We start from the raw sequence: 25,266 nt of genomic DNA, 5'->3' as shown, positions 1-25,266 counted from the left end.
ATAGCGCCGCTAGAAAAATTAGCGATGCTATTGCCAGTTCGACGCGACGCGGCTAGCGTTGCTAGCGATTCTAGCGTCGAATGTAAGGCGGCTGACGATGACAGAACCGGGTCAGGCCCCGACCCTGGTCGCGCTGCTGGGGGTGGCGGTGCTCTTCGGCACCGACATGTTCTGCGCGGTGGTGTTGCGGCCCGCGCTGGCCCGCCTCGATGATCCGGCGTTGACGGCGACCGCCGGCTACCTGCACCTCTACGGGGATCGCCGGATGCCGTTCTTCGGGGTGCTGGGCGCCGCCGGGGCAGCAATCAGCGCAGTCGCGGCCGTGCTGGCCGGCCATCCGCTGCGAGCGGTGACCGCGGGAATCGCGGTGACACTGATGGCGGTCTGGCTGCTGCTGTATCTGCGGGTGAGCGCACCGATCAACCGCGCCTTGACCGCGGCCGCCACCGGCAGTGGACCGGCCGTGGCGCCCCGCCGACTGCAAGCCGATTGGGACCGCATCATTTACCCGCGTGCGCTGCTGCAGGGGCTGGCGCTGGTGGCACTGTGCCTCACCCTGACCCAATGAGGACCTGACCCGATGAGGAAAGGACAGCCATGACGAGGAAGCGCTCGCTGGGACGAACTCTCATGCGTGCCGCGCCACTGTTCAACGCCCCGGTCACCGCCCTGGCCACCTCCCGGTTCAACCGGTTGCTCACCGGAACGGTGGCGCTGGTGACCTACACCGGCCGACGCTCGGGGCGCACGTTCACCATCCCGGTGGCCTACCGTCGCACCGGCGACACGGTCACCGTCGGGGTCAACCTGCCCGACGCGAAGACCTGGTGGCGCAACTTCCTCGGCGCCGGTGGCCCGCTGACACTGCGCATCGCCGGCCGGGACCACCCCGGCCATGGGGTTGCGATCCGCGACGAGTCGGGCGCCGTGCGGGTTGTCATCACGCTGACCGGTTAGCACCGCAGCCGACGTCGGCGCGTGGGCGTTGACCCACCACGACCGACTGGTCGTGATGATGGCGCTCTACACCGTCGGCGTCATGCTCTGGCTGCCCTTCGGCGCCGCCCTCTGGGCCTACCTCCGGGAACGGATCGAAGCCGGGTCGGCGCTACCGACCTGCTTCGGCACGGGGTTCGTCGGGCTGGTGCTACTCATACTCAGCGGGTTCAGTGCCTTCAACATGTTGCTTTACCGGGACCGCAGTTCCGACACCGCAACGCTGCTCTACGACCTCGCCTTCGGGCTCTTGGCGATGTCCGGCATCCCCACCGCAGTGGCCTTGACCTCGTTCGCCATCGCCGTCTATACCCGCCGGGTACTGCCGCGCTACACCGCCCACGTTGCGGCTGCGGCGGCTGCGCTACACCTGCTGTTCCTGGTGGTCTTCGGGATCCGCGGCGGTCCGCTGTCGCTGGAGAGCTACTCGATCTGGGTGATCCCGCTGTCGCTGTTCGCCTGGATCATCGTGACCGCACGCGCCATGCCGCGAGCCGCATAGGTCTGCCTTCCGGGGTCAGCCTTCCCGGAGTTTGTTCTCGTGCTGCTCGACCACCCAGCGGGCGATCTCGACGAGTTTGATGTTCGCGTTCTGCGAGGTGCGCAACAGCAGTTGGAACGCCTGCAACCCGGTGAGGCCTTCACGGTGCATCAAAATCCCCTTGGCCTGGCCGATCAGGTCGCGGTTGACCAGTGCGGACTGCAACTGCGATTCCGACATCGCCCCGGCGAGCGCGGCGGCGGCGTGCTGGGCCAAGACCTCCCCGACCATGATCGATTCCCGGTCGAAGACGCCCGGTTCGGTGCCGTAGAGGTTCATCGCGCCGAGGTTCTCCTCCCGGGCGAACAATTGGAACGCGGCCACGCTGCGCACGCCACGCTCGAGCGCCAGTCGCGCGAACCGCGGCCACCTCGTCTCGGTGCTCATGTCGTCGATCACGACCGTGTGGTGCTCGCGGACGGCGTTGATGCACGGGCCCTCCCCGAGGTTCGCCTGCGCTTCGTCGAGCTCGCCAACCAACACGTTGCTGGGCATCCGCGACTCGATCCGCCCCCGGCGGTTGAGCGAGATCCCCGCCCAGCGCGCCCCCGGCACCAGCGCGATCGCCCCTTCAACGATCACCTTCAACGTCGCCTCGGGGTCGGTCTGGCCCTGCATCTCAACGGCGAGGTCGCCGAGCAACGACGCCAGATCGGTGCCTGCCGCGCGCTCGCTCATGCCTCCTCACCGTAATCGCAGGTGGACCACGGCGGAACCGCGGCGGCGGTCCCGCGGTGCGCCTCCGACCGCCGGACGACTTGACGGCCGGAGGCTAAGCGACGCACCAGCCCGGGCTACCGCATCGCCTGTGCGGCAGGTACCCGACATCGCGCCGGTTTACTCCGAATCCGTCGAGCTGACGGTCACCGGCTCCCCGCCGCCGACAGCGTCGAGTGAAGTTCCAGGTAGACCGAGTGAAGTTCCAGGTAGGCGGAATCGCCGATTCGTCGCCGCTGAACTTCACTCGGGGCGCGGCTGGGCGCAACTCACCGCGCGGCTCGCGGCGCGCGGGGCTCAACGCTCGTCGAAGCGCGCGCCCAGGCCGTGCAGGGCGGCGGCACGGCTGATGTCACTCGGAGAGACGATGCCCACCAGCGCGCCGTCGGCCAACACCAACGCACGCCCGTCGGTGCATCCCGACAGCCGCGGCAGCAGCGCTGTCAACGCCTCGTCGGGGTGCGCGGTCGGCACCTCGGCCGGCGGGCAAGCCACCTCCCGCAGCAGCGTGGTCCCCCGCCCGTCGGGCGCGACCGCCCGGATCCGGTTGAACGTCACCAGCCCGGCCAGCCGGCCCGCGTGGTCGAGCACCGGGAAGCTGGAGTGCCGCCGCCCCAGCGCGGTGTGCTGGATGAAGTCCGCCACCGTCACATCGCCGCCGATGGTCTCGGGGTCGGCGGTCATCACGTCGCGCACCCGCACCCCGGCCAGCGCCGTCGTGGTGCGCAGCTGTTGTTCTTCGGCGTTGGCCATGGTGACCACGAACAACCCGAGCAGCACCCACCACAGCCCGCCGAATCCGGCACCGCTGATCGCTTGCAGGATGCCCAACGCGATCAGCACGAAACCGAAGATGCGACCGGCCCGGGCGGCGACCATCGTCGCCAGGTACCGGTCACCGCGCCACGCCCAGATCGCCGAGCGCAGGATCCGGCCGCCGTCCAGCGGGGCGGCCGGAATCGTGTTGAACACCGCCAGCACCACGTTGATCACCGCGAGGTAGGCGGCCACCGCCACCAGCAGTGGGGTCGCGTCAGCCTGGGTGCCCAGCCACATCAGCCCGTAGAAACCGGCGGCGATCAACAGGCTGCTGGCCGGGCCGACCGCCGAGATGCGGAAGTCGGCCCCCGGGCTGGGCGCATCCCCGCGCAGCCGGGCGATCCCGCCCAGCAGCCACAGCGTGATGCCCTCGACCTCGACACCGTTGCGTTGGGCGACCACCGCGTGGGCCAGTTCGTGCCCCAGCAGCGAGGCCACGAACAACGTCGCCGCCAGTACGGCGGACGCCAGGTACGCCGCGGTGGAGTAGCCGGGTTCGATGTGCGGAAATTGAACCGTCAGACCGGCGACCAACAGGGCCACGATCGCCAGCACACTCCAGTGCACGCCGACCGCCACCCCGGCGATCCGACCGAGCCGTACTGTCGCCTTCATCGTCGCCTCCCAGCTTCGGGCACCTGTGTTCAGGTGCCCTTGACGTTGAGCACTTGCCGCAGTTCCCCGGTGACCTCGACCAGGCCGGCCGCGTCGGCCATGACGACATCGATGTCCTTGTAGGCCTGGGGGATCTCATCGACCCACGCGTCACCGTGCCGGTATTCGACACCGGTCATGGCCGCCGCGAGATCGTCGGTGGTGAACAGTTTGCGCGCCTGGGTGCGCGAATAGCGCCGCCCGGCGCCGTGCGGGGCCGAGCACAGCGCATCCGGGTTGCCTTTGCCCCGCACGATGTAGGAGCGCGCACCCATCGACCCGGGGATCAATCCCGCCACACCCTCGTGGGCGTCGATCGCGCCCTTGCGCGTCAACCACACCTCTTTGCCACCGTGCCGCTCACGGCGGGTGTAGTTGTGGTGACACAACACCCGTTCCTTCTCGATGTGCTCGGCGTCGGCGGGGTCCACGCCCATCCAGTGGGCGAAAGCCTGCCGGAACCGGTCGGTCATCTCCGCGCGGTTCTCCAACGCGAACCGCTGCGCCCAGGTCAGCTCACGCAGGTAGGTGTCGAACTCGTCGGTCCCCTCCTCCAGGTAGGCCAGGCCCCGGTTGGGTAATTCGATGCCGCGGCGGCGCATCGACTGCTGGGCGGTGCGGATGTGGCGCTGGGCGATCTTGAAGCCGACGCCGCGACTGCCGCTGTGCAGGAAGAGCCAAACCCGACCCCGGTCATCGATGCACAGTTCGATGAAGTGGTTGCCGCCGCCGAGGGTGCCCAGTTGTAGCCGCCAGTTTTTGCTGTGCAACAGATCGACGCCGTCGTCGTCGGCCAGTAGCTCCAGGACCTCGATGCGCCCCGCGGTGAACGGGAACCGGTCGGCGCGCCGGTTGTACCGGCCCGGCGACAGCGGAATACTCGACTCGATCGAATCGCGCAGCACGGTCAGATCGCGGCCGACGATGTCGGCTTCGGTGAAGTCGGTGCGGACCGCGGCCATGCCGCAGCCGATGTCCACCCCGACCGCAGCGGGCATCACCGCGCCGAGGGTCGGGATGACAGTGCCGACCGCCGACCTCATCCCGAAATGCGCGTCGGGCATCAGCGCGACGTGCGGGTACACGAACGGCATACCGGCCGTCTGCTCGGCCTGCCGGATCGTCTGCTCATCGACCTGGCTGGCGAAATTGACCAACCGATCTGTTGTCGTCCCCATCCCTCTCACTCCCACCACCGACACCTACTGCGCCGCGGGGTGTTTCGAGCCTCGCGCCTACCAACGCAGGAGCGCGGCGACACCGTCGACGTCGCTCAACGTCCCGGCCGCCGCGCCCTCCACCGGGCTGATGCGTGCACCGGTCTCGAAGGCCCGCTCGACCAGCCGCTCGGTCAGCCGTGGCTCCTCAGCACCCGGGCGGCCGTCGGGACCGATCTCGTCGCCGCCGTAGATCGCGCCATCGGCGCCCACGGTGCCGGCGTAGCGCACCTCCGGGTCGTACACCAGCCGGTAGACCCGACCGGCGTTGAGCGCCGCGGCCACCTCGGAGAGCCCGAGGGCGGCGTTGCCGTTGCCTGCGGCGTCGCGCACCCGCTGCAGGAGCCGCTGTTCGTCGTCCTTGTGCTGGTCGTGCGCCCAAGCGCTCACCGTTGCGGTCAACGCCGCCTCATCGAGTCCGCTGAGATTGCGAGGGTCGGCGAACACCTTGTCGCGCAACGACTGAGCGAGGCCGCCCACCGCCCGCTCGGTCCAGCGCTCGCCGCCGCTGACCAGGATCCGTTCCCAGCCGCGTTCACCGGCCAGCGCGGTCAGCACGCCGGTCGCCTGGTCCAGGAACCGCTGCGTCAGATCCCGCTGGCGGGTCTGGCGCTGTTCCCGCACCGGGGTGTTGTACTGCCCCTGCGGCCCGCCGCCGATCTGCCCGGCCCGCTCGTGTGGCGCCTCGACATAGGGCTGCTCCATCCTGCTGAGCTCCCGCAGCGAACCCACCCGCCACTCGGCGATGCGGATCTCATCGGCGGACACCAGGGCGACACCGGCAGGTCGGCCTTCGTCGAGCAGTTCCAGCAGCGGGTGGATGAACGGACCGTCGTCCAGCACCACCCGGTTGCCGACCGGCATCGCGCCGTCCAGGTGCAGCGACCAGTCGCCGCTCAACGCGACGAAGGCGATCCTGCTGCGGCCCGACGCGATCGGTCCGGCCAGCGGCTGGATCTGCGGCCACACCCGCTCGAGCGCCGCGGTGGTCGCGCGCCGCTCCCCCGGCCCGGCGCCGTCCTCGCTGACCCGGCGCTGCAGTTCCCGGAACCGATTGGACAGATCGATCTCGGCGGCCTGCCGGTTGGCGTCGCCGGCCGGATCGGCGTTGACGTAAACCGACAGCACGCCGGCACTGTCGGTGCGTCCGGACAGTTCCCGCAGATCGTCCTCGTTGAGCCGCTCGATCGCGACCACGATTGCTCACCTCGATCATCTCGATAAACCCACTGGTTCTCCCTTCGACCATGCCACAACCGGGCCGACCCCGGCCGGGACCGAGCGCGGTCGCCCCGCCGCGGCCGTAGATTGGTTCCATGAGCTATGACCTGGTGATCCGCAACGGCAGCATCGTCGACGGGCTCGGCGGGCCGCCCTATGTCGGCGACGTGGCGGTCCGCGACGGGGTGATCGCCGCGGTCGGGCACGTCGACGGCGCGGGGTCCCGCGAGATCGACGCGACCGGCCTGCTCGTGACCCCCGGTTTCGTGGACCTGCACACCCACTATGACGGGCAGGCCATCTGGTCGGATCGGCTAAATCCGTCGTCGGCGCACGGGGTGACCACCGCGGTGATGGGCAACTGCGGGGTGGGGTTCGCGCCGTGCCGTGCCGAGGACCACGACGTACTGGTCGACGTGATGGCCGGGGTGGAGGACATCCCCGGGGTGGTGATGACCGACGGGCTGGACTGGAGTTGGGAGACCTTCCCGCAGTATCTGGACACCCTGGCGGGCCGTCGTCTCGACATCGACGTCGCGGTCTACCTGCCGCACTCCCCGTTGCGGGTGTACGTGATGGGCCGCCGTGGCGCCGACCGCGAACCGGCCACTGCCGACGATCTGGCCCGGATGCGGGCGCTGGCCAAAGAGGCGGTGCAGGCCGGGGCGTTGGGCTTCGCCTCGTCCCGGTTGGCCACGCACCGCACCGACAGCGGCGACCAGATCCCCAGCTTCCAGGCCGCCGAGACCGAACTCGCCGAGATCGCTCGCGGTGTCGCCGAAGGCGGCGGCGGGCTGATCCAGTTCGTACCCGATCTGCCCGGCGGCGGTTACCAACCGGTGCTCCAGCAGGTCTTCGACGCCGCCGCCGGCGCCGACCTGCCGGTCACCTTCACCCTGATCGCCGCGAACGCCGGGGACCGGGTGTGGCCGGAGGCGATCGACATGATCGAGCGGGCCAACGCCGGTTCGCAGCCGGATGCACCGCGGGTCACCGCCCAGGTGTTCCCCCGCCCGATCGGGTTGATGATCGGACTGGAGTTGACCGCCAACCCGTTCGTGCTCTACCCCTCCTACCAGGAGATCGCCGGGCTGCCGTTGGCCCAACGGGTGGCCGAGATGCGCAAATCCGAAGTACGCCAACGCATCCTGTCCGACACACCGAGCACTGTCCCGGCCAACCCGATCCTGTACATGGCGCAGGCCTGGGACTGGATCTTCCCGCTCACCGAGGCGGATCCGGGCGGCGCCGACTACGAGCCCGATCCGGCCGATTCCATCGCGGCGCGCGCCAAGGCCCGCGGCGTCTCGCCGGTCGAGGAGGCCTACGACCGAGTGCTCGACGACGACGGCCACGCCATCCTGCTGGGCGCGCTGGCGAATTTCGAGGGCGGGTCGCTCGACACGATCGGGTCGCTGTTGCGCCGCGAGGACGTGGTACTGGGCCTCGGCGACGGTGGCGCGCACTACGGGATGATCTGCGATTCCAGTTTCCCCACCTACCTGCTCACCCACTGGGCCCGGGATCGCGCCGAGGGCCGCATCGACGTGCCCGAGGCGATCCGGCAGTTGACCTCGGTTCCCGCCCGGGTCGCCGGTCTGGGCGACCGCGGCCGGATCGCGGTGGGCGCCAAAGCCGACCTGAACGTCCTCGACCACGCCGCGATGCGGCTGCACAAGCCGGTGATCACCTACGATCTGCCCGCCGGCGGCCGACGGTTGGACCAGACCGCCGACGGTTATGTGGCCACGATCGTCGCCGGTGAGGTCATCGCCGAGAACGGGACTCCGACCGCGGCCCGACCCGGCAGATTGGTGCGCGGGCGGCGCTGATCGGCGACTTAGGATAGCGGCGGACCACCGCCTGCCCCGGGAGCCCTTATGGCCTATCCGCCGTCGCCGCACGAGCCGACGATGCCGTATCCACAACACGGGGACGGCTACCAACCGGGGTACGGACCGGGATACGGACCTCAGGGCTACGGATCCGCTTATGGGGCAAGCCATCCCGGCTATGCTGGTTACGGCGGCTACCCGATGCACCCGCCGGGCGGTGGCCCGCCACCGCCGAACAACCCCCGCTGGCTGGTGTTGATCATCGTCGCGGTCGTCGCCGTGGTGTCGGTCGCGGCGGTGGCGATCTGGAAGCTCTCCGATTCGGACGGCGCGACCACCGCGGCACCGACCAGCACCACCGCGGTCACCGTCTCGCCGGCCACCACGACCACCGCGACAAGCCCGCCGAGCACCACCTCGTCGCCGCCGACGAAACCACTGTCGAGCACCTGCGATGAGCACGGCGCCGGTCCTGGACCGCAAACCCCGGCCGGGTGGGCGACGGTGAACACTCCGCGCGGCCTGGTCTACGACGTACCGCCGGAGTGGGTCATCAAGTCGTGCTCGACGTTGATCGGCTGGGAAAAGCCCTGCGACGACGGCCCGTTCGGCTACTGCCCGATCCGGACCATGAGCGGTGCGGCCGAACTGCCCGACCCGCTCTGCGAGTCCGGGCAGTTCGCGGTGACCGGTGCGCCCGGGGCGAGCAACGCCAACGACATCGATGAGGCGGTGCGCCTGGAATCCGGCCTGGTGGCCGACATCTTCACCTCCGCCGACGGAGTCGTCCCCACCGTCAGCCTCAGCGAGCCCCGCCATCTGAGCATCGGTGACACCCCCGCGGTGGAGATCGTCGCCACCGTCTCCGGCGTCGACTCCGGGGGCTGCGCCGACTCACCGGGCGGGCTGCACGTGATGGTGGCCACCACGGTGCCCGACCAGCCCGGCTCGGTGCTGTTCGTGGTCTCGATGCGGCAAGGCGGCCCCGACGACCCGGACCCGGCACTCACCGAGCAGCTCGTCGGCACGCTGCGCTTCGCCGATTGAGCCTTGCGCTCAGAGCATCCGCTTGGTCGGGGTGGAGCGGGCCACCAGCTTCGGGTCCGCGGTCACGGCGTCGCCGAGCACCGCATCGATGCGGGTGAGCGCCTCCGCCGGAATGGCGACCCCGGCCGCTTTGACGTTCTCGGCGACCTGCTCGGGCCGCGACGCCCCGACCAGGGCGGCGGCGACATTATCGTTCTGCAGAACCCAGGCGATCGCCAACTGCGCCATCGACAGCCCCAGCTCGTCGGCGACCGGGGCGAGGTCCTGCACCCGGGTCAAGGTGTCGTTGGCGAGGAAGCGCTTGATCATGTCCGCGCCGCCCTTCTCGTCGGAGGCGCGCGAGCCGGCCGGTGGCGGTTGGCCGGGCCGGTACTTGCCCGACAGCACGCCCTGGGCCATCGGTGACCACACGATCTGGCTGATTCCCAGCTCCCGGCAGGCCGGAACGACCTCGGGTTCGATCACCCGCCACAGCATCGAGTACTGCGGCTGGCTGGAGATCAGCGAGACCCCGAGCTGCCGGGCGAGCGTGTGGCCGGCCCGGATCTGCTCGGCGGTCCACTCGCTGACCCCGATGTAGAGCGCTTTGCCGGCCCGGACGATGTCGGCGAACGCCTGCATGGTCTCCTCCAGCGGGGTGAAGGTGTCGTAGCGGTGCGCCTGGTAGAGGTCGACGTAGTCGGTGCCCAGCCGGCGCAGCGAGCCGTCGATGCTCTCCATGATGTGCTTGCGGGAGAGCCCGGTGTCGTTCTTGCCCAGCGGTGCCGGGCCGGTCGGCCAGTACACCTTGGTGAAGATCTCCAGTGACTCCCGTCGTTGCCCGCGCAGGGCCGCGCCGAGCACCTCCTCGGCGGCGCCGTTGGCGTAGACGTCGGCGGTGTCGAAGGTGGTGATCCCGGCGTCCAGGGCGGCGTGCACGCACGCGGTCGCCACGTCGTTCTCCACCTGTGAGCCGTGGGTGAGCCAGTTGCCGTAAGTGATCTCCGAGATCTGTAGGCCGGAGTTGCCCAAGTAGCGAAATTCCATACCTCCATCCTGACGCAGCGCGCGGCTATTGTCGGGTCATGTCTGCTACTCGATCCGACCTCGACCGGTTGGCCGCCGCGCTGGCCGACTACGACTTCGCCTACCTGGTCACCGTCAGCGAGACCGAGCACTCCCACGCGGTGGCGGTGAACCCGGTGCTTCGGGAGGGCCCCGACGGGGTCATCGAGGTCGGCGCGGTCGGCGGCTCCACCGCGAAGAACCTCGCCCGCCAGCCGGAGGTGTCGCTGGTGTGGCCGCCGCGCGACCCGGCCGACTACTCGCTGTTCGTCGACGGACGGGCCACCGTGGCCGACGGCACCGCCACCCTGGTGCCGATCCGCGCCGTGCTGCACCGCCGCGCCAAGCCGGGTTCGAAGGCCGCCGTCGAAGGCTGCCTGCACGACTGCGAGGTGCTCTACAAGGCGGGGTAGGCCCGCGTCAGGTCGACACCGTCTCGCCGTCGCGGCCCGCTCGCGCCCCGCAGGCGGCCAGCCGTCGGTCCAGATCCGGCGGATTGTGATGCCCGAGGTGCACCGCCACCACCTCGGTGTGCTCTGCGACGGCGCCGCACGCCCGCAACCCGGCCACCGTCTCGACGAAAGCCGGCAGGTCGTGGTGGGCGCAGCCGTGACCGGTGAAGGTGCCGAACGTCTCCTCGAGGAACACCGCATCGAAGGCGGCCCCGGCCAGTGCGGCCATCGTGTCGTCGGGCAGCGGTCCGGTGTCGGTGGCCCACAGGATCCGGCCGCCCGCGGCGTCGGTGACGTCGTAGAGCAGGGCCTCGCCGCCGAATTCGGCGGCGTGGTTGGCCTGCACCGGCCGCACCCGGTAGTCGCCGAGCGCGACGTCGTCCTCGGGTTGCAGGGTCCGGAACGTGATCGGGTTGCCCTCCTCGACCCATGGCCGGCACTGTGCCACTGCGCTCGCCGGGCCCAGGACCTCCAGCGGTGTGGTCGTTCCGGACCAGTGCCGCATGAGCAACGCCCCGGGCCCGACGTGGTCGAAGTGCGCGTGGGTCAACAGGATCTGTCGTACCCCGGCCAGGGAGGTGCCGTGGCGGACCGCGGCTCGCGGCACTTCCGGTCCGCAGTCGATCAGCACGGTGTCGTCGATCAGGGCGGCACTCTGTCCGCGGAGTTCGCCGGCTTCGGCTGCTCGCCGGCAGGACGCGCAGCGGCAGAACGGGTTCGGCCAGCCGTCGGCACTGCCGGTGCCCAGCAGCAGGATTCTCATGTCCCGGTCACCGTACCGGCCGACTGATTTACGCTCCCCGGCCCCGTTTTCTACGCGCTTTGGCCGATGTTGCGGGGATCGCGCAAACCACATAGTGGGCGGACGATTCCCTGTGCGGCGTCGGGCCTGCACCGGTGACGAGGAGGAGAACGATGAAGATGCTCAAGACAGCGGCCGCCGCCGCGATGGGGGCGGCAACCGCACTCGGCGCCGGTGTGCTGGTCGCCACCGCGCCGGCGCAGGCGATCCCGGACGGCACCTACTGGTGTTGGGCACATCTGGTCCCCAACAGCCAGGAGTGCCCGGAGGTCGCCCCGTGGGGCTCCCGGTGGGTTCCGTGCCCCTCGGATGCGCTGTACTTCGTCCTCGACGACCCGAGCAAGTGTGTCGGCAATATCCGGATGGGCTACAGCACATTCAATTGTTGGGGACGCGAGATGCAGTTGGGCAAGATCTGCCCGCCGGCGGCCCCGAAGGACTGGGAATGGAAGTTCTGCCCCGGCCCCGGCGCGCCCGTCCCGCAGACCTGGACCCTGGACGGCATCTGCCCCTTGTCGTGAGGTGGCGAACCCGCCGGGGAGCCCACCGACGAACCAGCCGGCGAACCTCGCCGACGAACCTCGCCGACTCTGCGTCCAGCACGCACTCCACTCGCACTTTTCCGTGGTGAGCGCAGAGTCGACGAGAAGAGCGGGCCCGCACCGACGACCCACACCGACGACGAAGGCCCGGACCGCATTTGCGGTCCGGGCCTTGTCGTTACAGCGTGTTCTGGACTTCTAGAAGTCCATGCCACCCATGCCGCCGGTCGGGTCGGCCGCCGGGGCGCCCGCCTTCTCCGGCTTGTCGGCGACGACCGCCTCGGTGGTCAGGAACAGCGCCGCGATCGACGCCGCGTTCTGCAGCGCGGAGCGGGTAACCTTGACCGGGTCGGCGATGCCGGCCGCGAGCAGGTCCTCGTAGTCGCCGGTGGCCGCGTTCAGGCCGGTGCCGGCCTTGGAGTTGCGGACCTTCTCGGCAACCACACCGGGCTCCAGCCCGGCGTTGGCCGCGATCTGCTTCAGCGGAGCCTCCAGCGCCACCTTGACGATGTTGGCGCCGGTGGCCTCGTCGCCGTCGAGCTTCAGCTCGTCGAGCACCGGGCCAGCCTGCAGCAGTGACACGCCGCCACCGGCGACGATGCCCTCCTCGACGGCGGCCTTGGCGTTGCGCACCGCGTCCTCGATGCGGTGCTTGCGCTCCTTGAGCTCCACCTCGGTGGCGGCACCGGCACGGATCACCGCGACACCACCGGCGAGCTTGGCCAGCCGCTCCTGCAGCTTCTCCCGGTCGTAGTCGGAGTCGCTGTTCTCGATCTCGCTGCGGATCTGGGCCACCCGGCCGGCGATGGCGTCGGAGTCCCCGGCGCCCTCGACGATGGTGGTCTCGTCCTTGGTGACGACGACCTTGCGGGCCTTACCCAGCAGCGCGATGTCGGCGGTCTCCAGCGACAGGCCGACCTCTTCGGAGATGACCTGACCACCGGTGAGGATCGCCATGTCCTGCAGCATCGCCTTGCGGCGGTCACCGAAGCCCGGCGCCTTGACCGCGATCGACTTGAAGGTGCCGCGGATCTTGTTGACCACCAGGGTCGACAGCGCCTCGCCCTCGACGTCCTCGGCGATGATCAGCAGCGGCTTGCCGGACTGGATGACCTTCTCCAGCAGCGGAAGCAGGTCCTTGACGGTGGACACCTTGCCGGACACCAGCAGGATGTAGGGGTCCTCCAGCACGGCCTCCTGACGCTCGGCGTCGGTGACGAAGTAGCCGGAGATGTAGCCCTTGTCGAAGCGCATACCCTCGGTGAGCTCGAGCTGCAGGCCGAAGGTCTGGGCCTCCTCGACGGTGATGACACCCTCGTTGCCGACCTTGTCCATCGCCTCGGCGATCAGCTCACCGATGGAGCTGTCCCCGGCGGAGATCCCGGCGGTGGCAGCGATCTGCTCCTTGGTCTCCACCTCTTTGGCGCCCTTGAGCAGGGTCTCGGCGATCTTCTCGGTGGCCGCCTCGATGCCGCGCTTCAGGCCCATCGGGTTGGCGCCCGCGGCGACGTTGCGCAGGCCCTCGCGCACCAGCGCCTGGGCGAGCACGGTGGCCGTGGTGGTGCCGTCACCGGCGACATCGTCGGTCTTCTTGGCGACTTCCTTGACCAGCTCGGCGCCGATCTTCTCGTACGGGTCCTCCAGCTCGATCTCCTTGGCGATGGACACACCATCGTTGGTGATCGTGGGAGCGCCCCACTTCTTCTCCAGGACGACGTTGCGACCCTTGGGGCCCAGCGTCACCTTTACCGCGTCGGCGAGGGCGTTCAGACCCCGCTCGAGGCCGCGGCGGGCCTCTTCGTCGTACGCAATCTGCTTAGCCATTGCGAAGTGATCCTCCGATTAGGGGGTGACACGTTTCCGGGCCGGGTCCGATGCCCGCGACGGACGACGCAGACTGTGTGGGCCTGGTCTCACCGTCCCGACCTAGCACTCACCGGTCGCGAGTGCCAAGTCATTCTTAGCACTCGCCTATGGAGAGTGCAAGATCGGCACCGCACCCGTGCAACGGGCCCGCAGGCGAGCCCGCCGGGGCCCAACGCCCCTGAAATCGACGCTCCAGCGGAGCCATAGTCCCGAAATCGGGCCCGTAACGCCGCTGAGGTGTCGATTTCAGGGCGTATCCCCGTTGCGGCCGGCACCCAGACGACAGAATGCGCGCCCCGAACAGCGGGTACCGGCCGGACGGCGCGCGTCCCGCCCGTCGCGGAGTCCCGCCCGGCACATCCGCCACCCGCGGCACATCCGCCACCCGCGACACCCCACCGACGCTAGGGCGGTCCGCCGACCGGGTTGCCCTAGACTGCAATCCGATTCGGATAGGAGGCCTCGGGTGCGGGCAATAGAAGCGCCCCGCACCCAGGCTTTGCGGGGTTGGCAGCGCCGTGCGCTGGTGAAATACCTCAGCGGCAAGCCTCGCGACTACCTATTGGTCGCCACCCCCGGGGCGGGCAAGACCACGTTCGCACTGCGAATCGCCGCCGAACTGCTGGCCGACCGCACCGTCGATGCGATCACCGTGGTGGTGCCCACCGAACACCTGAAAATCCAGTGGGCGGCGGCCGCCGCCGCAGCCGGCCTCGCCCTGGACCCCCGGTTCTCCAACACCGCCGGCCAGACCAGCGCCGACTTCCACGGCGTGGTCATCACCTACGCGCAGGTCGCCAGCCACCCCACCCGCCACCGGGTGCGCACCGAGAACCGCCGCACCCTGGTGATCTTCGACGAGATCCACCACGGCGGGGACGCCAAGAGCTGGGGCGAGGGCATCGTCGAGGCGTTCTCCGACGCCACCCGCCGGCTGGCGCTGACCGGGACCCCGTTCCGCAGCGACGACGCCGCCATCCCGTTCATCACCTATGACGCCGACGCCTCGGGAGTGCGCCGCTCCCGCGCCGACCACACCTACGGCTACACCGACGCGCTGGCCGACGGCGTGGTCCGCCCGGTGGTCTTCCTCGCCTACTCCGGGGAGGCCCGCTGGCGCGACAGCGCCGGCGAGGAGTACGCCGCCCGCCTCGGCGAGCCGCTGACCGCCGAACACACCGCACGGGCCTGGCGCACCGCCCTCGACCCGGCCGGTGAGTGGATGCCCGCGGTGATCTCCGCCGCCGACCGCCGGTTGCGTCAGCTGCGTGACCACGTGCCCGACGCCGGTGGGATGGTGATCGCCTCCGACCAGACCGCCGCGCGCGCCTACGCCCGCCTGCTGGCCCGCATCACCGGTGAAGAGCCCACCGTCGTGCTCTCCGACGACCCGGGCGCCTCGGACCGCATCACCGCGTTCAGCCAGGCCACCACCCGCTGGCTGGTCGCGGTGCGGATGGTCTCCGAGGGAGTCGACGTGCCGCGGCTGGCCGTGGGGGTCTACGCCACCAGCGCCTCCACTCCGCTGTTCTTCGCCCAGGCGGTCGGCCGGTTCGTGCGGTCGCGGCGGCCCGGCGAGACCGCCAGCATCTTCCTGCCGTCGGTGCCGGCCCTGCTGCAGCTGGCCAGCGAACTGGAGACCCAACGCAACCACGTCCTCGGCGAGCCGCACCGGGAGAAGGACCCCGAGGATGAACTGGCCGCCGCCCAGCGCACCCAGAGCGAACCCGGCGACACCGACAACTCGTTCACCTCGCTCGGCTCGGACGCCGAACTCGACCAGGTGATCTTCGACGGCTCCTCGTTCGGCACCGCCACCCCGGCCGGCAGCCCGGAGGAGGACGACTATCTGGGCATCCCCGGCCTGCTCGACGCCGCCCAGATGCGCGAGCTGCTGCGCCGCCGCCAGGACGAGCAGCTGTCGGCGCGCAGCGCAGCAGGCGCGGCCCCGATCACCCCGCACGGCCGGCTGCGGGAACTGCGCCGCGAACTCAACGCGCTGGTCTCCGCCGCCCATCACCGGCTGGGCAAGCCGCACGGCTGGATCCACAACGAGCTCCGCCGCATCTGCGGCGGCCCGCCGGTCGCGGCCGCCACCGCCGTGCAGCTCGAACAGCGCATCGAAGCCGTCCGCGGCCTGTAAACCCTGCGGCGGGCCCGCCCGCGTGCCAAACTCGACGGCATGAGAATTCGACAGCTTGGCATCGTTGTGATCGCAGGGGGGCTCGCGCTGGCGGGCTGTAGCAGCAAAACCGACACCGACGTCGACACCACACCGTCGACCGACCGCGCCGCCGCCGACTCACTGCCGAGCGGCTTCCCGTCGGACGTGCCGGTGGTCAACGGCGACGTGCAGGGCGACTACTTCGCCGGGGCCAACGGCTCCGGGGTCTGGACGCTCAACGTGACCGGCATCGACAGCGAGGCCTTCGCCACCGCCGAGCAGTTGCTCGCCGACGCCGGGTTCAAGACCACCGATCCCGCGCCAACCCCAGGCCCGTGCGAACGCCGCTCCGGCTTCGACAACACCGACACCACCGAGGGCGACATTCACTACACGGTCGGGCTGTGCGGCAACCAGACCGACACCGGCTACAAGCTCGACTACGACGTCGGGGTGTTCCCGGCCGCCGCGACGACGACCACCACCGCCGCCGAGGACACCGCGGCGCCGACCACCACCGCCGCCGACGAGTCCGAGGCACCGACCTCGACCGTGCCGCACGGACGCTGACACCGCGCACCTTCGCGTCGCGGTGATGTTTAACTACCGCCATGGATTCGTGGCGGTATCGCATGCTCGTGGTCGTCGCGACGGCGTCGGCCGTGGTCGCCGGGTGCGGTCGGCACGCCGCTGACACCGCCGAGCCGGCCGCACCGCCGGAGGCGGCGTCGTCGTCGACCTCGCCGGCTCCGCCCGTGCTGCCCGGCGCCGCACCGCCCGACGCGCTGCCCGCCGACTTCCCCGCCGACGTGCCGATCGTGGCCGGCGACCTGCACGCCGACTCCCGTGACGTGCTGGGGTCCCTCGGCAAGATCTGGACGGTGACGGTCGGCGGGCTGCCGCCGGCCGGTCTGGACGACGCGGAGCGGCTGCTCACCGATACCGGTTTCGAGCCGATCGAGGACACCTCGCAGTGGAGCGGCGGGCCCTGCGAACGGGAGTCGCAGTTCCGCAAGGAGGACGCCGCCACCGGCGCTTACATCGTCCACCTGTGCGGCAACCCCGACGCCGAGCACTACCGGCTGGAATACACCGTCAACGTCTATCCCAAGGACGGCTGGGCGCTGCCGGACCTCCCGGACATCCCGGCGCCACCCGAGCCACCGCGCTGACCGTCGGCCGGGCCGGCCCACACCGACTCGGCGACCCACGGCGAGGCGGTCGCGGCGATCGTCCACGCCCACCCGGCCGGCACGTCGAGCAGTTGGTAGGCCTTGACCCCGGCGGCGGTCGCGGCGACCAGCGTCGCCACCCCGGCCCGGCGCTGAAACCAGCTCTGCCGCACCGTCCAGGCCAGCACCCCCGCGGTGGCGATGCAGTCGCGGCGCCGCTCCAGGCTGCCCGAGCGGGCCACCAGCCAACGCCGGTCCACCCGATGCCCCAACGCGCGGACCCGGTCGGCGGCCAACGCCACGCAGCAGCCGGTCACCGCCGCCCACACCGCCCACGCCCACACCGGCGCGGACGCCAGCAGCAGCACGGGCACCGCGGCCGCCGGCACCGCCAGCGCCCGGGTGAAGCGGCGCCGGGCGGCGGCCGGGCCGTGACCGCGCAGCGGCCCGGTCACCGTCTCGGCGTCGCCGATCAGCCGGGTCAACACCCGCCGCGCGGTCGGCGCCGGACACGGCGGCAGCAGCAGCGACGCCTCGCCCGCGCCGCGCACCCCGGTCATCACCGCGTCCAGTTGCGCACCGCCGAGCGCGCGCACCAGCAGCGGCTCGCGCACCGTGCCACCCCGCAGCCGGCGCATGTCGAAGGTGGCGGCGCGCTGCCGGATCAGCCCGTGCTCGAGGTGCAGCACCCCGGCGCGGCGGGTCAGCACCAGGTTGCCGTAGACCAGCAGTGAACGCCCGACCGCGCCGAGCACCGAGAACACCACCACCGCGGCCACGACCACCGCGACGGTCAGCGGGACCCCCCACTCCGCGGTGGTGGCGGCCGCCGACTCCCCCAGCCGCGAGTCCTCCAGCAGTCTGTCGGCGCCGGCCTGATAGGCCAACCCGACGACGGCGCCGATCCCGACCAGCCCGGAGACGCTCAGCGGGCTGTAGCGCAGCCAGGACGGCTGCCACCGCGCCAGCACCCGGCCCGTCCGGCGCGGGGCGTCGGCGTCGGTCTCGCCGGTTTGCTCGGATCCGGCGAGCAGCAGCGTGCGCAGCGCGGGCACCTCGTCGGCCGCGACCGCGTCGAGTTCGAACACCGATGCGCCGGCTTCAGCGGTGGACACCCGCAACACCGTCAGCCCCAGTAGCCGGTGCAGCAGCCGGGCGTCGGTGGACACCGATCGGATGCGGGTGCGCGGCACGGCCACCGTGGTGCGGCGCAGCAGCCCGGACCGCAACTGCACCTCGGCCGCGTCGATGCGGTAGCTGGTGGTCGCCCAGCGCGCCACCCCCACCCCGACGGTGATGGCGACCGCGACCAGCAGCCAGGTCGGGTCGCCGGTGGTCGAGCCCAGCACGACCGCACCGAACACCAGCGGCAGGTTGCGCAGCACCTCGTGCAGCGGGTGCACCAGCAGCATCCGCGGGCTCAGCCGCTGCCAGCCGGGTTCGGGCGCGCTCACGTGGCGTCCTCGGCCGCGGCGGCGGCGATCCCGGTCAGCCAGGTCACGGCATGGTCGGCGACGTCGGCGTCCAGCGCCACGATCCGCACCGCCCCGGCCGACGACGCGGTGGTGACGGTGACGTTGGCCAGCCCGAACAACCGGTCCAGCGGGCCGCGGTAGGTGTCGACGGTCTGCACCCGCGAGATCGGGGCGATGCGGCTCTCCTGCACCAGCCAACCGGTGCGGGTGTACACCGCCTGCGGGCTGATCTCCCACCGGTGCACCCGGTAGCGCCACAGCGGCGCCACCACCGTCGCCACCAACAACCCCAGCAGGGTCAACACCCCCAGCAGCGCGTGCAGCCACGCCAGCCGCGGATCGGTGAGCGCCCACACCAGCTGCGCCAGCGCCAGCACCGCCCACGGGATCGCCCCGCCGAGCGCCCACACCAGCGGCGCCTTGGTGCTGGGCCGGTGTGCCGGCGCAGCCATCGTCACCATGTCGCGAACGTCCTCGTTGCCGGCAGCCATGCCCTAAGAATGACCCACCCCGACGCTCCGGTGCCCGCCGGTAGGGTCAGAAACCATGAGCTCACCGCAGCAGTGGAGCGCCGCCGACGTGCCGGACCAGACCGGTCGCACCGCGGTCGTCACCGGATCCAACACCGGAATCGGCTACCAGGCCGCCGCGGAACTCGCCGGACACGGCGCGCACGTCGTGCTGGCGGTCCGGGACCCGGCCCGCGGCGAAGCGGCCGCCGACCGGATCCGCGCCGACCATCCCGGTGCCACGGTCAGCACCGCCCGACTGGACCTGGCGTCGCTGGCCTCGGTGCGCGCCGCCGCCGCCGACCTGCGCGCGGCGCACCCGCGGATCGACCTGCTGATCAACAACGCCGGGGTGATGTTCACCCCCCGGCAGGACACCGCCGACGGCTTCGAGATGCAGTTCGGCACCAACCATCTGGGGCATTTCGCGCTGACCGGGCTGCTGCTGGATGCGATGCTGACGGTCCCGGGTTCGCGGGTGGTCACCGTCTCGTCCAACGCGCATCGGTTCAAGGCCGCCATCCACTTCGACGACCTGCAATGGCAGCGGTCCTACAGCCGGGTCGGCGCCTACGGCCAATCCAAGCTGGCCAACCTGTTGTTCACCTACGAGTTACAGCGCCGGCTCAGCGCCGCGGACGCCCCGACGATCGCGGTCGCAGCGCACCCCGGCGCCTCGAACACCGAGCTGATCCGCAACCTTCCGGCGCCGATGCGTCCGCTCGCCGCCTGGACCAGCAAGCTGCTGTTCCAGCCCGCCGAGATGGGGGCGCTGCCGACCCTGCGGGCGGCCACCGACCCGGCCGTGACCGGCGGGCAGTACTTCGGCCCCGACGGCTGGCAGCAGCAGCGCGGGCACCCGGTGCCGGTGCGGTCCAGCCGCCAGTCCCACGACGAGGAGATCCAGCGCCGGCTGTGGGCGGTCTCCGAAGAGCTCACCGGCGTGAGCTACCGCGTCTAAACGGAGGTCGGAATTGCGTGCCGTCGAAGAACACCAACGGGCGGTCGCCGAACTGATCGGCGCCGGCGACCCGGTCCTGCTACCGCTGGTGCAGGCCGAGGGACTGGTCCTGGCCGCCGACGTGGTCGCGCCGATCTCCCTGCCGGTGTTCGACAACTCCGCGATGGACGGCTACGCCGTGTACGCCGCCGACGTCGCCGACGCCGGCCCCGAGCAGCCGGTGACCCTGCCGGTGGCCGAGGACATCCCGGCGGGACGCACCGACGAGATCCCCGCGCTGACGCCGGGAACCGCGCACCGGATCATGACCGGCGCGCCGATGCCGGCCGGGGCGACCGGGGTGGTGCCGGTGGAGAACACCGACGGCGGGGTCGAGACCGTCACGTTCCGGGCGCCGACCGGCGAGGGACGCCACATCCGGCGCGCCGGTGAGGACGTCGCCGCCGGCGACACCGTGCTCACCGCCGGGCGCCGGGTCTCCCCGCCGGTGGTGGGGCTGGTCGCCGCGCTCGGGATCGACCGGGTGAGCGTGTGGCCGCGGCCGCGGGTGTTGGTGATCTCCACCGGCACCGAGCTGGTCGCCCCCGGCACCCCGCTGCGGCCCGGCCAGATCTATGAGTCCAACGCCGCGATGCTGGCCGCGGCGATCCGGGAGGCCGGCGCGGAGGTGGCCGCGGTGGCCACCGTCAGCGACGACGTGGCCGAGTTCGGCGCCGTGCTCACCGCCCACGCCGGCGACACCGACCTCATCGTCACCAGCGGCGGGGTCTCCGCGGGCGCCTACGAGGTGGTCAAGGACGCGTTCGGCCGCGACGGCGGCCAGGGCGTCGAGTTCGTCAAGGTGGCGATGCAGCCCGGCATGCCGCAGGGCATCGGCCGGGTCGGCGAGGTGCCGGTGATCACCCTGCCGGGCAACCCGGTCAGTGCGCTGGTCTCCTTCGAGGTGTTCCTGCGACCGGCGCTGCGCGCCGCACTCGGCTTCGCCGCGGCGCACCGCCCCACTCTGGAGGCGGTGCTCGCCGAGCCGCTGACCTCGCCGCGCGGCAAGCGGCAGTTCCGTCGCGGCGCCCTCGACGCCGACAACGGCACGGTGACCAGCGCCGGGCCGCCCGCCTCCCACCATCTGCGGTTCCTGGCCTCGGCGACCTGTCTGTTGGACATCCCCGCCGACGTCACCGATCTGCCGGTGGGCGCGCCGGTGCGGGCGTGGGACCTGCGCTGACCGGATCGTCCGCGGACCGACCGGGCGTGATGCCCCTCTAGGATGTCCGAATGGCCCGCCCGCCCGACCTCGAGACCGCCACGACGTCCCAGCGTCTGTTGAACCTGGTCCGCACGACGGTGCCGCCGGTGCACCCCGCCGGCCTCCCGTTCGTCGCCGCCGGGCTCTCGGTGGCGCTGGCCGGGCACCGGTACCGCTGGGTGCGCCGCGGTGGCCTGGCCGTCGCCGGCGCGTGCGCGGGCTTCTTCCGGCACCCGCCGCGGGTGCCGCCGTCGACCGTCGGCGCCGTGGTCGCGCCCGCCGACGGCACCGTCTGCCTGGTCGACACCGCCGCCCCGCCGCCCGAGTTGGGGCTGGCCGACACTGCACTGCCCCGGGTGAGCATCTTCCTGTCCCTGTTCGACGTGCACGTGCAGCGCGCCCCGGTCTCCGGTGAGGTGCTCGCGGTGCACCACCGCCCGGGCCGGTTCTACTCCGCGGAGCGGCCGGTGGCCAGCACCGACAACGAACGCACCAGCCTGGTGTTGCGCACCCCCGAGGGCGCGCAGGTGATCGCGGTGCAGATCGCCGGACTGCTGGCCCGCCGCATCGTCTGCGAGGCCAGGTCCGGCGACACCGTGGCGATCGGCGACACCTACGGACTGATCCGGTTCGGCTCCCGGCTGGACACCTATCTCCCCGCCGGGACCGAGCCGACGGTGCGGGTGGGCCAGCGCGCCGTCGGCGGCGAGACCGTCCTGGCCGAGTTGGCATGACCCGCGCCGGCCGGCGGGCGGTGGGCCTGCGCATCCTGCCCGGGTCGATGACGGTCCTGGCGATCTGCGCCGGGCTGACCTCGATCAAGTTCGCACTGGATGCCGAGCCGCATCTGGCGATGGCGATGATCGCCGCGGCCGCCATCCTCGACGGCCTCGACGGGCGGGTGGCCCGGCTCCTCGACGCCGCGTCCCGGATGGGTGAAGAGATCGACTCCCTGGCCGACGCGGTCAACTTCGGGGTGGCGCCCGCGGTGGTCATCTACGTCACGATGCTGCCGACCTCCCCGGCCGGCTGGATCGCGGCGCTGCTGTACGCGGTCTGCATCGTGTTGCGGCTGGCCCGGTTCAACGCACTGCTCGACGACACCGCTCAGCCCGCCTACACCCGCGAGTACTTCGTCGGGATGCCCGCCCCGGCGGGCGCGCTCGCGGTGATCGGGCCGCTGGCCGCCGCCATGCAGTTCGACACCGGCTGGTGGACCTCGGAGTGGTTCGTCTGCGCCTGGCTGGTGTTCTGTTCAGCCCTGGTGGTCTCCCGCATCCCGATGCGCAAGATGCACGCGGTGGCGGTGCCGCCGAACCTGGCGGCGTTGCTGCTGGCCGCGGTGGTGGTCGTGGCGGGCGCGGCGCTGCTGTTCCCCTACATCCTGATCCTGGTGCTCATCGCCGCCTACCTGATCCACATCCCGTTCGGGGTGCGCGGCCACCGCTGGGTGGCGGCCCACCCGGAGACCTGGGAGGACAAGCCGCACGAGTGGCGGGCGGCCCGCCGGGCGATTCGGCGTGCCCAGCCCGGACCGGCCCGACGGGCCATCCGGCGCGCTCAGCCCAACCGGCGCTCGATGACGCGGCTGGGGCTGCGCAAGCCGGGCCGATGAGCCGGCACCTGCGGCTGACCGCGCGGCTGAACACCTCCGCGGTCGACGCCCGCCGCGGTGTGGTGCGGCTGCACCCCGAGGCGCTGGCGGCGCTGGGCATCCGCGAATGGGATGCCGTGTCGCTGACCGGGTCCCGCACCACCGCCGCCGTCGCGGCCGCCGCCGACCCGGCCGGCGCCCCCGGCCTCGCGCTGCTCGACGATCTGGCCTTGTCCAACGCCGGGCTCGCCGAGGACAGTGAGGTGCTGGTGGCCGCGGCCGACGTCGCCGCCGCCCGCACGGTGCGCCTGGCCGGCTCGGCGCTGGCCGCCTCGCTGCCGACCGCCACCCTGCGGCGGGCCCTGCTGGGCAAGGTGCTCACCGTCGGCGACGCCGTCTCCCTGCTCCCCCGCGACCTGGGCCCGCGCGACACCGTCGACGTGGGCAGCGACGCGGCGGCCGGCGCGGCACTGGCCGCCGCGGTCGGCATCACCTGGACCTCCGAACTGCTCACGGTGACCGCGGTCGACCCGGCCGCGCCGGTCAGCGTGCAACCCAACACCGCGGTGAGTTGGGGCAGCGAGGCCACCGCACCGCCGCCGGCCGCCGCCGCCGAACCGGCCCCGGCGGTCGACGACCTCAAAGGCGTCGGCGTCCAGGCCGACAAACTCACCGAATGGCTGAAGCTGGCGCTCGACCAGCCGCAGCTGCTGCGCAGCCTGGGCGCCGACCCGCACCTGGGGGTACTGGTGTCCGGGCCGGCCGGGGTGGGCAAGTCCACCCTGGTCCGTTCGGTGTGTTCCGGGCGCCGGCTGGTGGAACTCGACGGCCCGGACACCGGCGCGCTGGCCCCCGACGACCGGCTGGCCGCGGTCCGCGACGCGGTGGCTCGGCTGCGCATCGACGGCGGGGTGCTGCTGGTCACCGACATCGACGCGCTGCTGCCCGAGACCGTCGCGCCGGTGGCGACCCCGATCCTGGCGGAGCTGCGCACCGCCGTGGCCGCCGACGGGACGGCGTTCATCGCCACGTCGGCGACGCCCGACCGGCTGGACGGGCGGCTGCGCGGCCCGGAGTTGTGCGACCGGGAACTGGTGGTCAGCCTGCCGGACGCGACGACCCGCCGCGCCCTGCTGGAGTCGCTGCTGCGTTCGGCGCCCACTGCGGACCTGCAGCTCGGCGAGGTCGCCGACCGCACCCCCGGCTTCGTGGTCGCCGACCTGGCCGCGCTGGTCCGGGAGGCGGCGTTGCGGGCTGCCGCCCGGGCCAGCGACGACGGCACACCCCCGACGGTGCGCCAAGAGGACCTGCTCGGCGCGCTCGGGGTGATACGGCCGCTGTCCCGCTCGGCGGGCGCGGAGATCGCGGTGGGCGATGTGACCCTCGACGATGTCGGGGACATGGCCGAGACCCGGCAAGCGCTGACCGAGGCGGTGCTGTGGCCGCTGCAGCATCCCGACACCTTCGCCCGCCTCGGCGTGGACCCGCCCCGCGGGGTGCTGCTGTACGGGCCGCCGGGCTGCGGCAAGACATTCCTGGTCCGGGCACTGGCCAGTTCGGGGCGGCTGAGCGTGCACGCGGTCAAGGGCCCGGAGCTGCTGGACAAATGGGTGGGCAGCAGTGAGAAGGCGGTGCGCGACCTGTTCCGCCGGGCCCGCGACTCCGCGCCCGCGCTGGTGTTCCTCGACGAGATCGACGCGCTGGCGCCGCGGCGCGGTCAGAGCGTGGACTCCGGGGTCAGCGACCGGGTGGTCGCCGCCCTGCTCACCGAGCTCGACGGGGTCGAACCGTTGCGCGACGTGGTGATCGTCGGGGCGTCCAACCGGCCGGACCTGATCGACCCGGCGCTGCTGCGGCCGGGCCGGCTGGAGCGGCTGGTGTTCGTCCAGCCACCGGACGCCGCGGCCCGCGCCGACATCCTGCGCACCGCGGCCCGCTCGGTCCCGCTGGCCGGCGATGTCGACCTCGATGAGGCCGCGGCGGAGTTGGACGGCTACAGCGCCGCCGACTGCGTCGCCCTGCTGCGTGAGGCCGCACTCACCGCGATGCGCCGGTCGCTCGACGCCGCCGAGGTGGGTGCCGCCGACATCGCCGCTGCCCGCCGGGCGGTGCGCCCCTCGCTGGACACCGCGCAGGTCGCGGCGTTGCGGAGCTTCGCCGCCGGGCGTTCCTGACCCGCGCCCGACCCCCGCTGCCCCTGAAATCGACACCGATTCGGCCGCCAAGGCCCTGTTTTCGTCCTCCGGGCCCGCTGCGACGTCGATTTCAGCGCCAGCCGGGTGGTTTTGCAGCCGCGGTGAACCGCTTTGGCCGCAAGGATTTTCGGCGTGAACGGGCCTGATCGGGCGGATACCGATTCGGTGCCTACACCCGCTGATCGGTAGACTGCCTAGCG

Annotated in this window: 25 protein-coding genes; 15 read left to right on the top strand and 10 right to left on the bottom strand. The window is 71.6% G+C overall.

The annotated features are described in order from the left end of the window. Positions 1 to 97 precede the first annotated feature (97 nt). From AWC30_RS05100 to AWC30_RS05090, 3 genes are all read left to right on the top strand, one after another. The gene (locus tag AWC30_RS05100) at positions 98 to 568 is read left to right on the top strand and encodes a DUF1772 domain-containing protein (protein ID WP_085109113.1); all 471 of its coding nucleotides are present in this window, start codon (positions 98 to 100) and stop codon (positions 566 to 568) included. 62 nt (positions 569 to 630) lie between these two features. Beyond that, complete coding sequence (locus tag AWC30_RS05095; protein ID WP_234807942.1) at positions 631 to 957, top strand: nitroreductase/quinone reductase family protein; 327 nt, start codon at positions 631 to 633, stop codon at positions 955 to 957. Between the two features lie 28 nt (positions 958 to 985). Next, positions 986 to 1,498, top strand: coding sequence for a hypothetical protein (locus tag AWC30_RS05090; protein ID WP_085109111.1), 513 nt, complete (start codon positions 986 to 988; stop codon positions 1,496 to 1,498). Between the two features lie 15 nt (positions 1,499 to 1,513). Here the strand turns inward: AWC30_RS05090 and AWC30_RS05085 are convergent, their stop codons facing one another. From AWC30_RS05085 to AWC30_RS05070, 4 genes are all read right to left on the bottom strand, one after another. Then, on the bottom strand, positions 1,514 to 2,215 hold the full coding sequence (locus AWC30_RS05085; protein ID WP_085109110.1) for a GAF and ANTAR domain-containing protein: 702 nt from the start codon (positions 2,213 to 2,215) through the stop codon (positions 1,514 to 1,516). Positions 2,216 to 2,551: 336 nt separating this feature from the next. Beyond that, the gene (locus tag AWC30_RS05080; RefSeq protein WP_085109109.1) at positions 2,552 to 3,688 is read right to left on the bottom strand and encodes a site-2 protease family protein; all 1,137 of its coding nucleotides are present in this window, start codon (positions 3,686 to 3,688) and stop codon (positions 2,552 to 2,554) included. A gap of 29 nt (positions 3,689 to 3,717) precedes the next feature. Continuing rightward, complete coding sequence (locus AWC30_RS05075; protein ID WP_085109108.1) at positions 3,718 to 4,905, bottom strand: RtcB family protein; 1,188 nt, start codon at positions 4,903 to 4,905, stop codon at positions 3,718 to 3,720. Positions 4,906 to 4,962: 57 nt separating this feature from the next. After that, positions 4,963 to 6,141, bottom strand: a complete 1,179-nt coding sequence (locus AWC30_RS05070; RefSeq protein WP_085109107.1) for an MSMEG_1130 family ribosome hibernation factor — start codon at positions 6,139 to 6,141, stop codon at positions 4,963 to 4,965. A gap of 119 nt (positions 6,142 to 6,260) precedes the next feature. On the opposite strand from AWC30_RS05070, the gene AWC30_RS05065 reads away from it, so the two are divergent. Beyond that, positions 6,261 to 7,997, top strand: a complete 1,737-nt coding sequence (locus tag AWC30_RS05065) for an N-acyl-D-amino-acid deacylase family protein (RefSeq protein ID WP_085109106.1) — start codon at positions 6,261 to 6,263, stop codon at positions 7,995 to 7,997. A 197-nt stretch (positions 7,998 to 8,194) separates the two neighbouring features. On the opposite strand, the gene AWC30_RS17325 is transcribed toward AWC30_RS05065, so the two are convergent. Beyond that, entirely contained in the window at positions 8,195 to 8,449 is a 255-nt protein-coding gene (locus AWC30_RS17325) for a hypothetical protein (RefSeq protein WP_109561931.1), read from the bottom strand. Between AWC30_RS17325 and AWC30_RS17320 the strand changes: the two genes are divergently transcribed. Continuing rightward, positions 8,439 to 9,047, top strand: a complete 609-nt coding sequence (locus AWC30_RS17320; protein ID WP_474623358.1) for a DUF8017 domain-containing protein — start codon at positions 8,439 to 8,441, stop codon at positions 9,045 to 9,047. The genes AWC30_RS17325 and AWC30_RS17320 overlap by 11 nt on opposite strands. A 9-nt stretch (positions 9,048 to 9,056) precedes the next feature. Here the strand turns inward: AWC30_RS17320 and AWC30_RS05055 are convergent, their stop codons facing one another. Then, entirely contained in the window at positions 9,057 to 10,073 is a 1,017-nt protein-coding gene (locus AWC30_RS05055) for an aldo/keto reductase family protein (protein ID WP_085109104.1), read from the bottom strand. 38 nt (positions 10,074 to 10,111) lie between these two features. On the opposite strand from AWC30_RS05055, the gene AWC30_RS05050 reads away from it, so the two are divergent. Further along, positions 10,112 to 10,504 carry a pyridoxamine 5'-phosphate oxidase family protein gene (locus AWC30_RS05050; protein WP_085109103.1) on the top strand — a complete coding sequence of 131 codons (393 nt, stop codon included), beginning with the start codon at positions 10,112 to 10,114 and terminating at the stop codon, positions 10,502 to 10,504. Between the two features lie 7 nt (positions 10,505 to 10,511). Here the strand turns inward: AWC30_RS05050 and AWC30_RS05045 are convergent, their stop codons facing one another. Then, positions 10,512 to 11,306 carry an MBL fold metallo-hydrolase gene (locus tag AWC30_RS05045; protein WP_085109102.1) on the bottom strand — a complete coding sequence of 265 codons (795 nt, stop codon included), beginning with the start codon at positions 11,304 to 11,306 and terminating at the stop codon, positions 10,512 to 10,514. A gap of 152 nt (positions 11,307 to 11,458) precedes the next feature. Between AWC30_RS05045 and AWC30_RS05040 the strand changes: the two genes are divergently transcribed. Beyond that, positions 11,459 to 11,866: a hypothetical protein gene (locus tag AWC30_RS05040; RefSeq protein ID WP_085109101.1), complete on the top strand. Its 408-nt coding sequence runs from the start codon at positions 11,459 to 11,461 to the stop codon at positions 11,864 to 11,866. A 219-nt stretch (positions 11,867 to 12,085) separates the two neighbouring features. Here AWC30_RS05040 and groL read toward each other — a convergent pair whose 3' ends face one another. Then, positions 12,086 to 13,711, bottom strand: coding sequence for a chaperonin GroEL (gene groL, locus AWC30_RS05035; protein ID WP_066851992.1), 1,626 nt, complete (start codon positions 13,709 to 13,711; stop codon positions 12,086 to 12,088). A gap of 508 nt (positions 13,712 to 14,219) precedes the next feature. Here groL and AWC30_RS05030 point away from each other — a divergent pair. From AWC30_RS05030 to AWC30_RS05020, 3 genes are read left to right on the top strand one after another with little or no spacing between them, the layout of a single operon-like run. Beyond that, positions 14,220 to 15,896: a DEAD/DEAH box helicase gene (locus AWC30_RS05030; RefSeq protein ID WP_085109100.1), complete on the top strand. Its 1,677-nt coding sequence runs from the start codon at positions 14,220 to 14,222 to the stop codon at positions 15,894 to 15,896. A 39-nt stretch (positions 15,897 to 15,935) separates the two neighbouring features. Then, on the top strand, positions 15,936 to 16,487 hold the full coding sequence (locus AWC30_RS05025) for a hypothetical protein (protein WP_133053654.1): 552 nt from the start codon (positions 15,936 to 15,938) through the stop codon (positions 16,485 to 16,487). A gap of 41 nt (positions 16,488 to 16,528) precedes the next feature. After that, entirely contained in the window at positions 16,529 to 17,089 is a 561-nt protein-coding gene (locus tag AWC30_RS05020; protein ID WP_133053653.1) for a hypothetical protein, read from the top strand. Here AWC30_RS05020 and AWC30_RS05015 read toward each other — a convergent pair. Further along, positions 17,020 to 18,501, bottom strand: a complete 1,482-nt coding sequence (locus AWC30_RS05015) for a PH domain-containing protein (RefSeq protein WP_085109173.1) — start codon at positions 18,499 to 18,501, stop codon at positions 17,020 to 17,022. The genes AWC30_RS05020 and AWC30_RS05015 overlap by 70 nt on opposite strands. Before the next feature lie 38 nt (positions 18,502 to 18,539). Then, a complete protein-coding gene (locus AWC30_RS05010; protein ID WP_234807941.1) occupies positions 18,540 to 19,055 on the bottom strand; it encodes a PH domain-containing protein in 516 nt (171 codons plus the stop codon). Between the two features lie 55 nt (positions 19,056 to 19,110). Here AWC30_RS05010 and AWC30_RS05005 point away from each other — a divergent pair, with 55 nt between their 5' ends. Genes AWC30_RS05005 through AWC30_RS04985 form a run of 5 tightly spaced genes read left to right on the top strand, consistent with a single transcriptional unit; the run spans position 19,111 to position 25,045 of the window. Beyond that, on the top strand, positions 19,111 to 20,034 hold the full coding sequence (locus tag AWC30_RS05005; RefSeq protein WP_085109097.1) for an SDR family NAD(P)-dependent oxidoreductase: 924 nt from the start codon (positions 19,111 to 19,113) through the stop codon (positions 20,032 to 20,034). Between the two features lie 13 nt (positions 20,035 to 20,047). Beyond that, positions 20,048 to 21,256 (top strand): molybdopterin molybdotransferase MoeA, encoded by a 1,209-nt coding sequence (gene moeA, locus AWC30_RS05000; protein ID WP_085109096.1) that lies wholly within the window; start codon positions 20,048 to 20,050, stop codon positions 21,254 to 21,256. A 50-nt stretch (positions 21,257 to 21,306) separates the two neighbouring features. Continuing rightward, positions 21,307 to 22,011, top strand: coding sequence for a phosphatidylserine decarboxylase (locus AWC30_RS04995; RefSeq protein ID WP_085109095.1), 705 nt, complete (start codon positions 21,307 to 21,309; stop codon positions 22,009 to 22,011). Next, entirely contained in the window at positions 22,008 to 22,892 is an 885-nt protein-coding gene (gene pssA, locus AWC30_RS04990; protein ID WP_085109094.1) for a CDP-diacylglycerol--serine O-phosphatidyltransferase, read from the top strand. Before AWC30_RS04995 ends, pssA begins: the two co-directional genes overlap by 4 nt. After that, a complete protein-coding gene (locus tag AWC30_RS04985; RefSeq protein WP_085109093.1) occupies positions 22,889 to 25,045 on the top strand; it encodes an AAA family ATPase in 2,157 nt (718 codons plus the stop codon). Before pssA ends, AWC30_RS04985 begins: the two co-directional genes overlap by 4 nt. Positions 25,046 to 25,266: the final 221 nt, after the last annotated feature.

The sequence above is a fragment of the Mycolicibacillus trivialis genome (assembly GCF_002102395.1).
GTDB lineage: Bacteria > Actinomycetota > Actinomycetes > Mycobacteriales > Mycobacteriaceae > Mycobacterium > Mycobacterium triviale.
This window is presented reverse-complemented; position numbering and strand designations above follow the sequence as displayed.

Bases quoted from the DNA above. Each gene is read 5' to 3' on its own strand.
- AWC30_RS05100 (WP_085109113.1), top strand. From the start codon at position 98: ATGACAGAACCGGGTCAGGCCCCGACCCTGGTCGCGCTGCTGGGGGTG.
- AWC30_RS05095 (WP_234807942.1), top strand. From the start codon at position 631: ATGCGTGCCGCGCCACTGTTCAACGCCCCGGTCACCGCCCTGGCCACC.
- AWC30_RS05085 (WP_085109110.1), bottom strand. From the start codon at position 2,215: ATGAGCGAGCGCGCGGCAGGCACCGATCTGGCGTCGTTGCTCGGCGAC.
- AWC30_RS05080 (WP_085109109.1), bottom strand. From the start codon at position 3,688: ATGAAGGCGACAGTACGGCTCGGTCGGATCGCCGGGGTGGCGGTCGGC.
- AWC30_RS05075 (WP_085109108.1), bottom strand. From the start codon at position 4,905: ATGGGGACGACAACAGATCGGTTGGTCAATTTCGCCAGCCAGGTCGAT.
- AWC30_RS05065 (WP_085109106.1), top strand. From the start codon at position 6,261: ATGAGCTATGACCTGGTGATCCGCAACGGCAGCATCGTCGACGGGCTC.
- AWC30_RS05055 (WP_085109104.1), bottom strand. From the start codon at position 10,073: ATGGAATTTCGCTACTTGGGCAACTCCGGCCTACAGATCTCGGAGATC.
- AWC30_RS05050 (WP_085109103.1), top strand. From the start codon at position 10,112: ATGTCTGCTACTCGATCCGACCTCGACCGGTTGGCCGCCGCGCTGGCC.
- AWC30_RS05045 (WP_085109102.1), bottom strand. From the start codon at position 11,306: ATGAGAATCCTGCTGCTGGGCACCGGCAGTGCCGACGGCTGGCCGAAC.
- AWC30_RS05040 (WP_085109101.1), top strand. From the start codon at position 11,459: ATGAAGATGCTCAAGACAGCGGCCGCCGCCGCGATGGGGGCGGCAACC.
- groL (WP_066851992.1), bottom strand. From the start codon at position 13,711: ATGGCTAAGCAGATTGCGTACGACGAAGAGGCCCGCCGCGGCCTCGAG.
- AWC30_RS05025 (WP_133053654.1), top strand. From the start codon at position 15,936: ATGAGAATTCGACAGCTTGGCATCGTTGTGATCGCAGGGGGGCTCGCG.
- AWC30_RS05020 (WP_133053653.1), top strand. From the start codon at position 16,529: ATGGATTCGTGGCGGTATCGCATGCTCGTGGTCGTCGCGACGGCGTCG.
- AWC30_RS05015 (WP_085109173.1), bottom strand. From the start codon at position 18,501: ATGCTGCTGGTGCACCCGCTGCACGAGGTGCTGCGCAACCTGCCGCTG.
- AWC30_RS05010 (WP_234807941.1), bottom strand. From the start codon at position 19,055: ATGGCTGCCGGCAACGAGGACGTTCGCGACATGGTGACGATGGCTGCG.
- AWC30_RS05005 (WP_085109097.1), top strand. From the start codon at position 19,111: ATGAGCTCACCGCAGCAGTGGAGCGCCGCCGACGTGCCGGACCAGACC.
- AWC30_RS04995 (WP_085109095.1), top strand. From the start codon at position 21,307: ATGGCCCGCCCGCCCGACCTCGAGACCGCCACGACGTCCCAGCGTCTG.
- pssA (WP_085109094.1), top strand. From the start codon at position 22,008: ATGACCCGCGCCGGCCGGCGGGCGGTGGGCCTGCGCATCCTGCCCGGG.
- AWC30_RS04985 (WP_085109093.1), top strand. From the start codon at position 22,889: ATGAGCCGGCACCTGCGGCTGACCGCGCGGCTGAACACCTCCGCGGTC.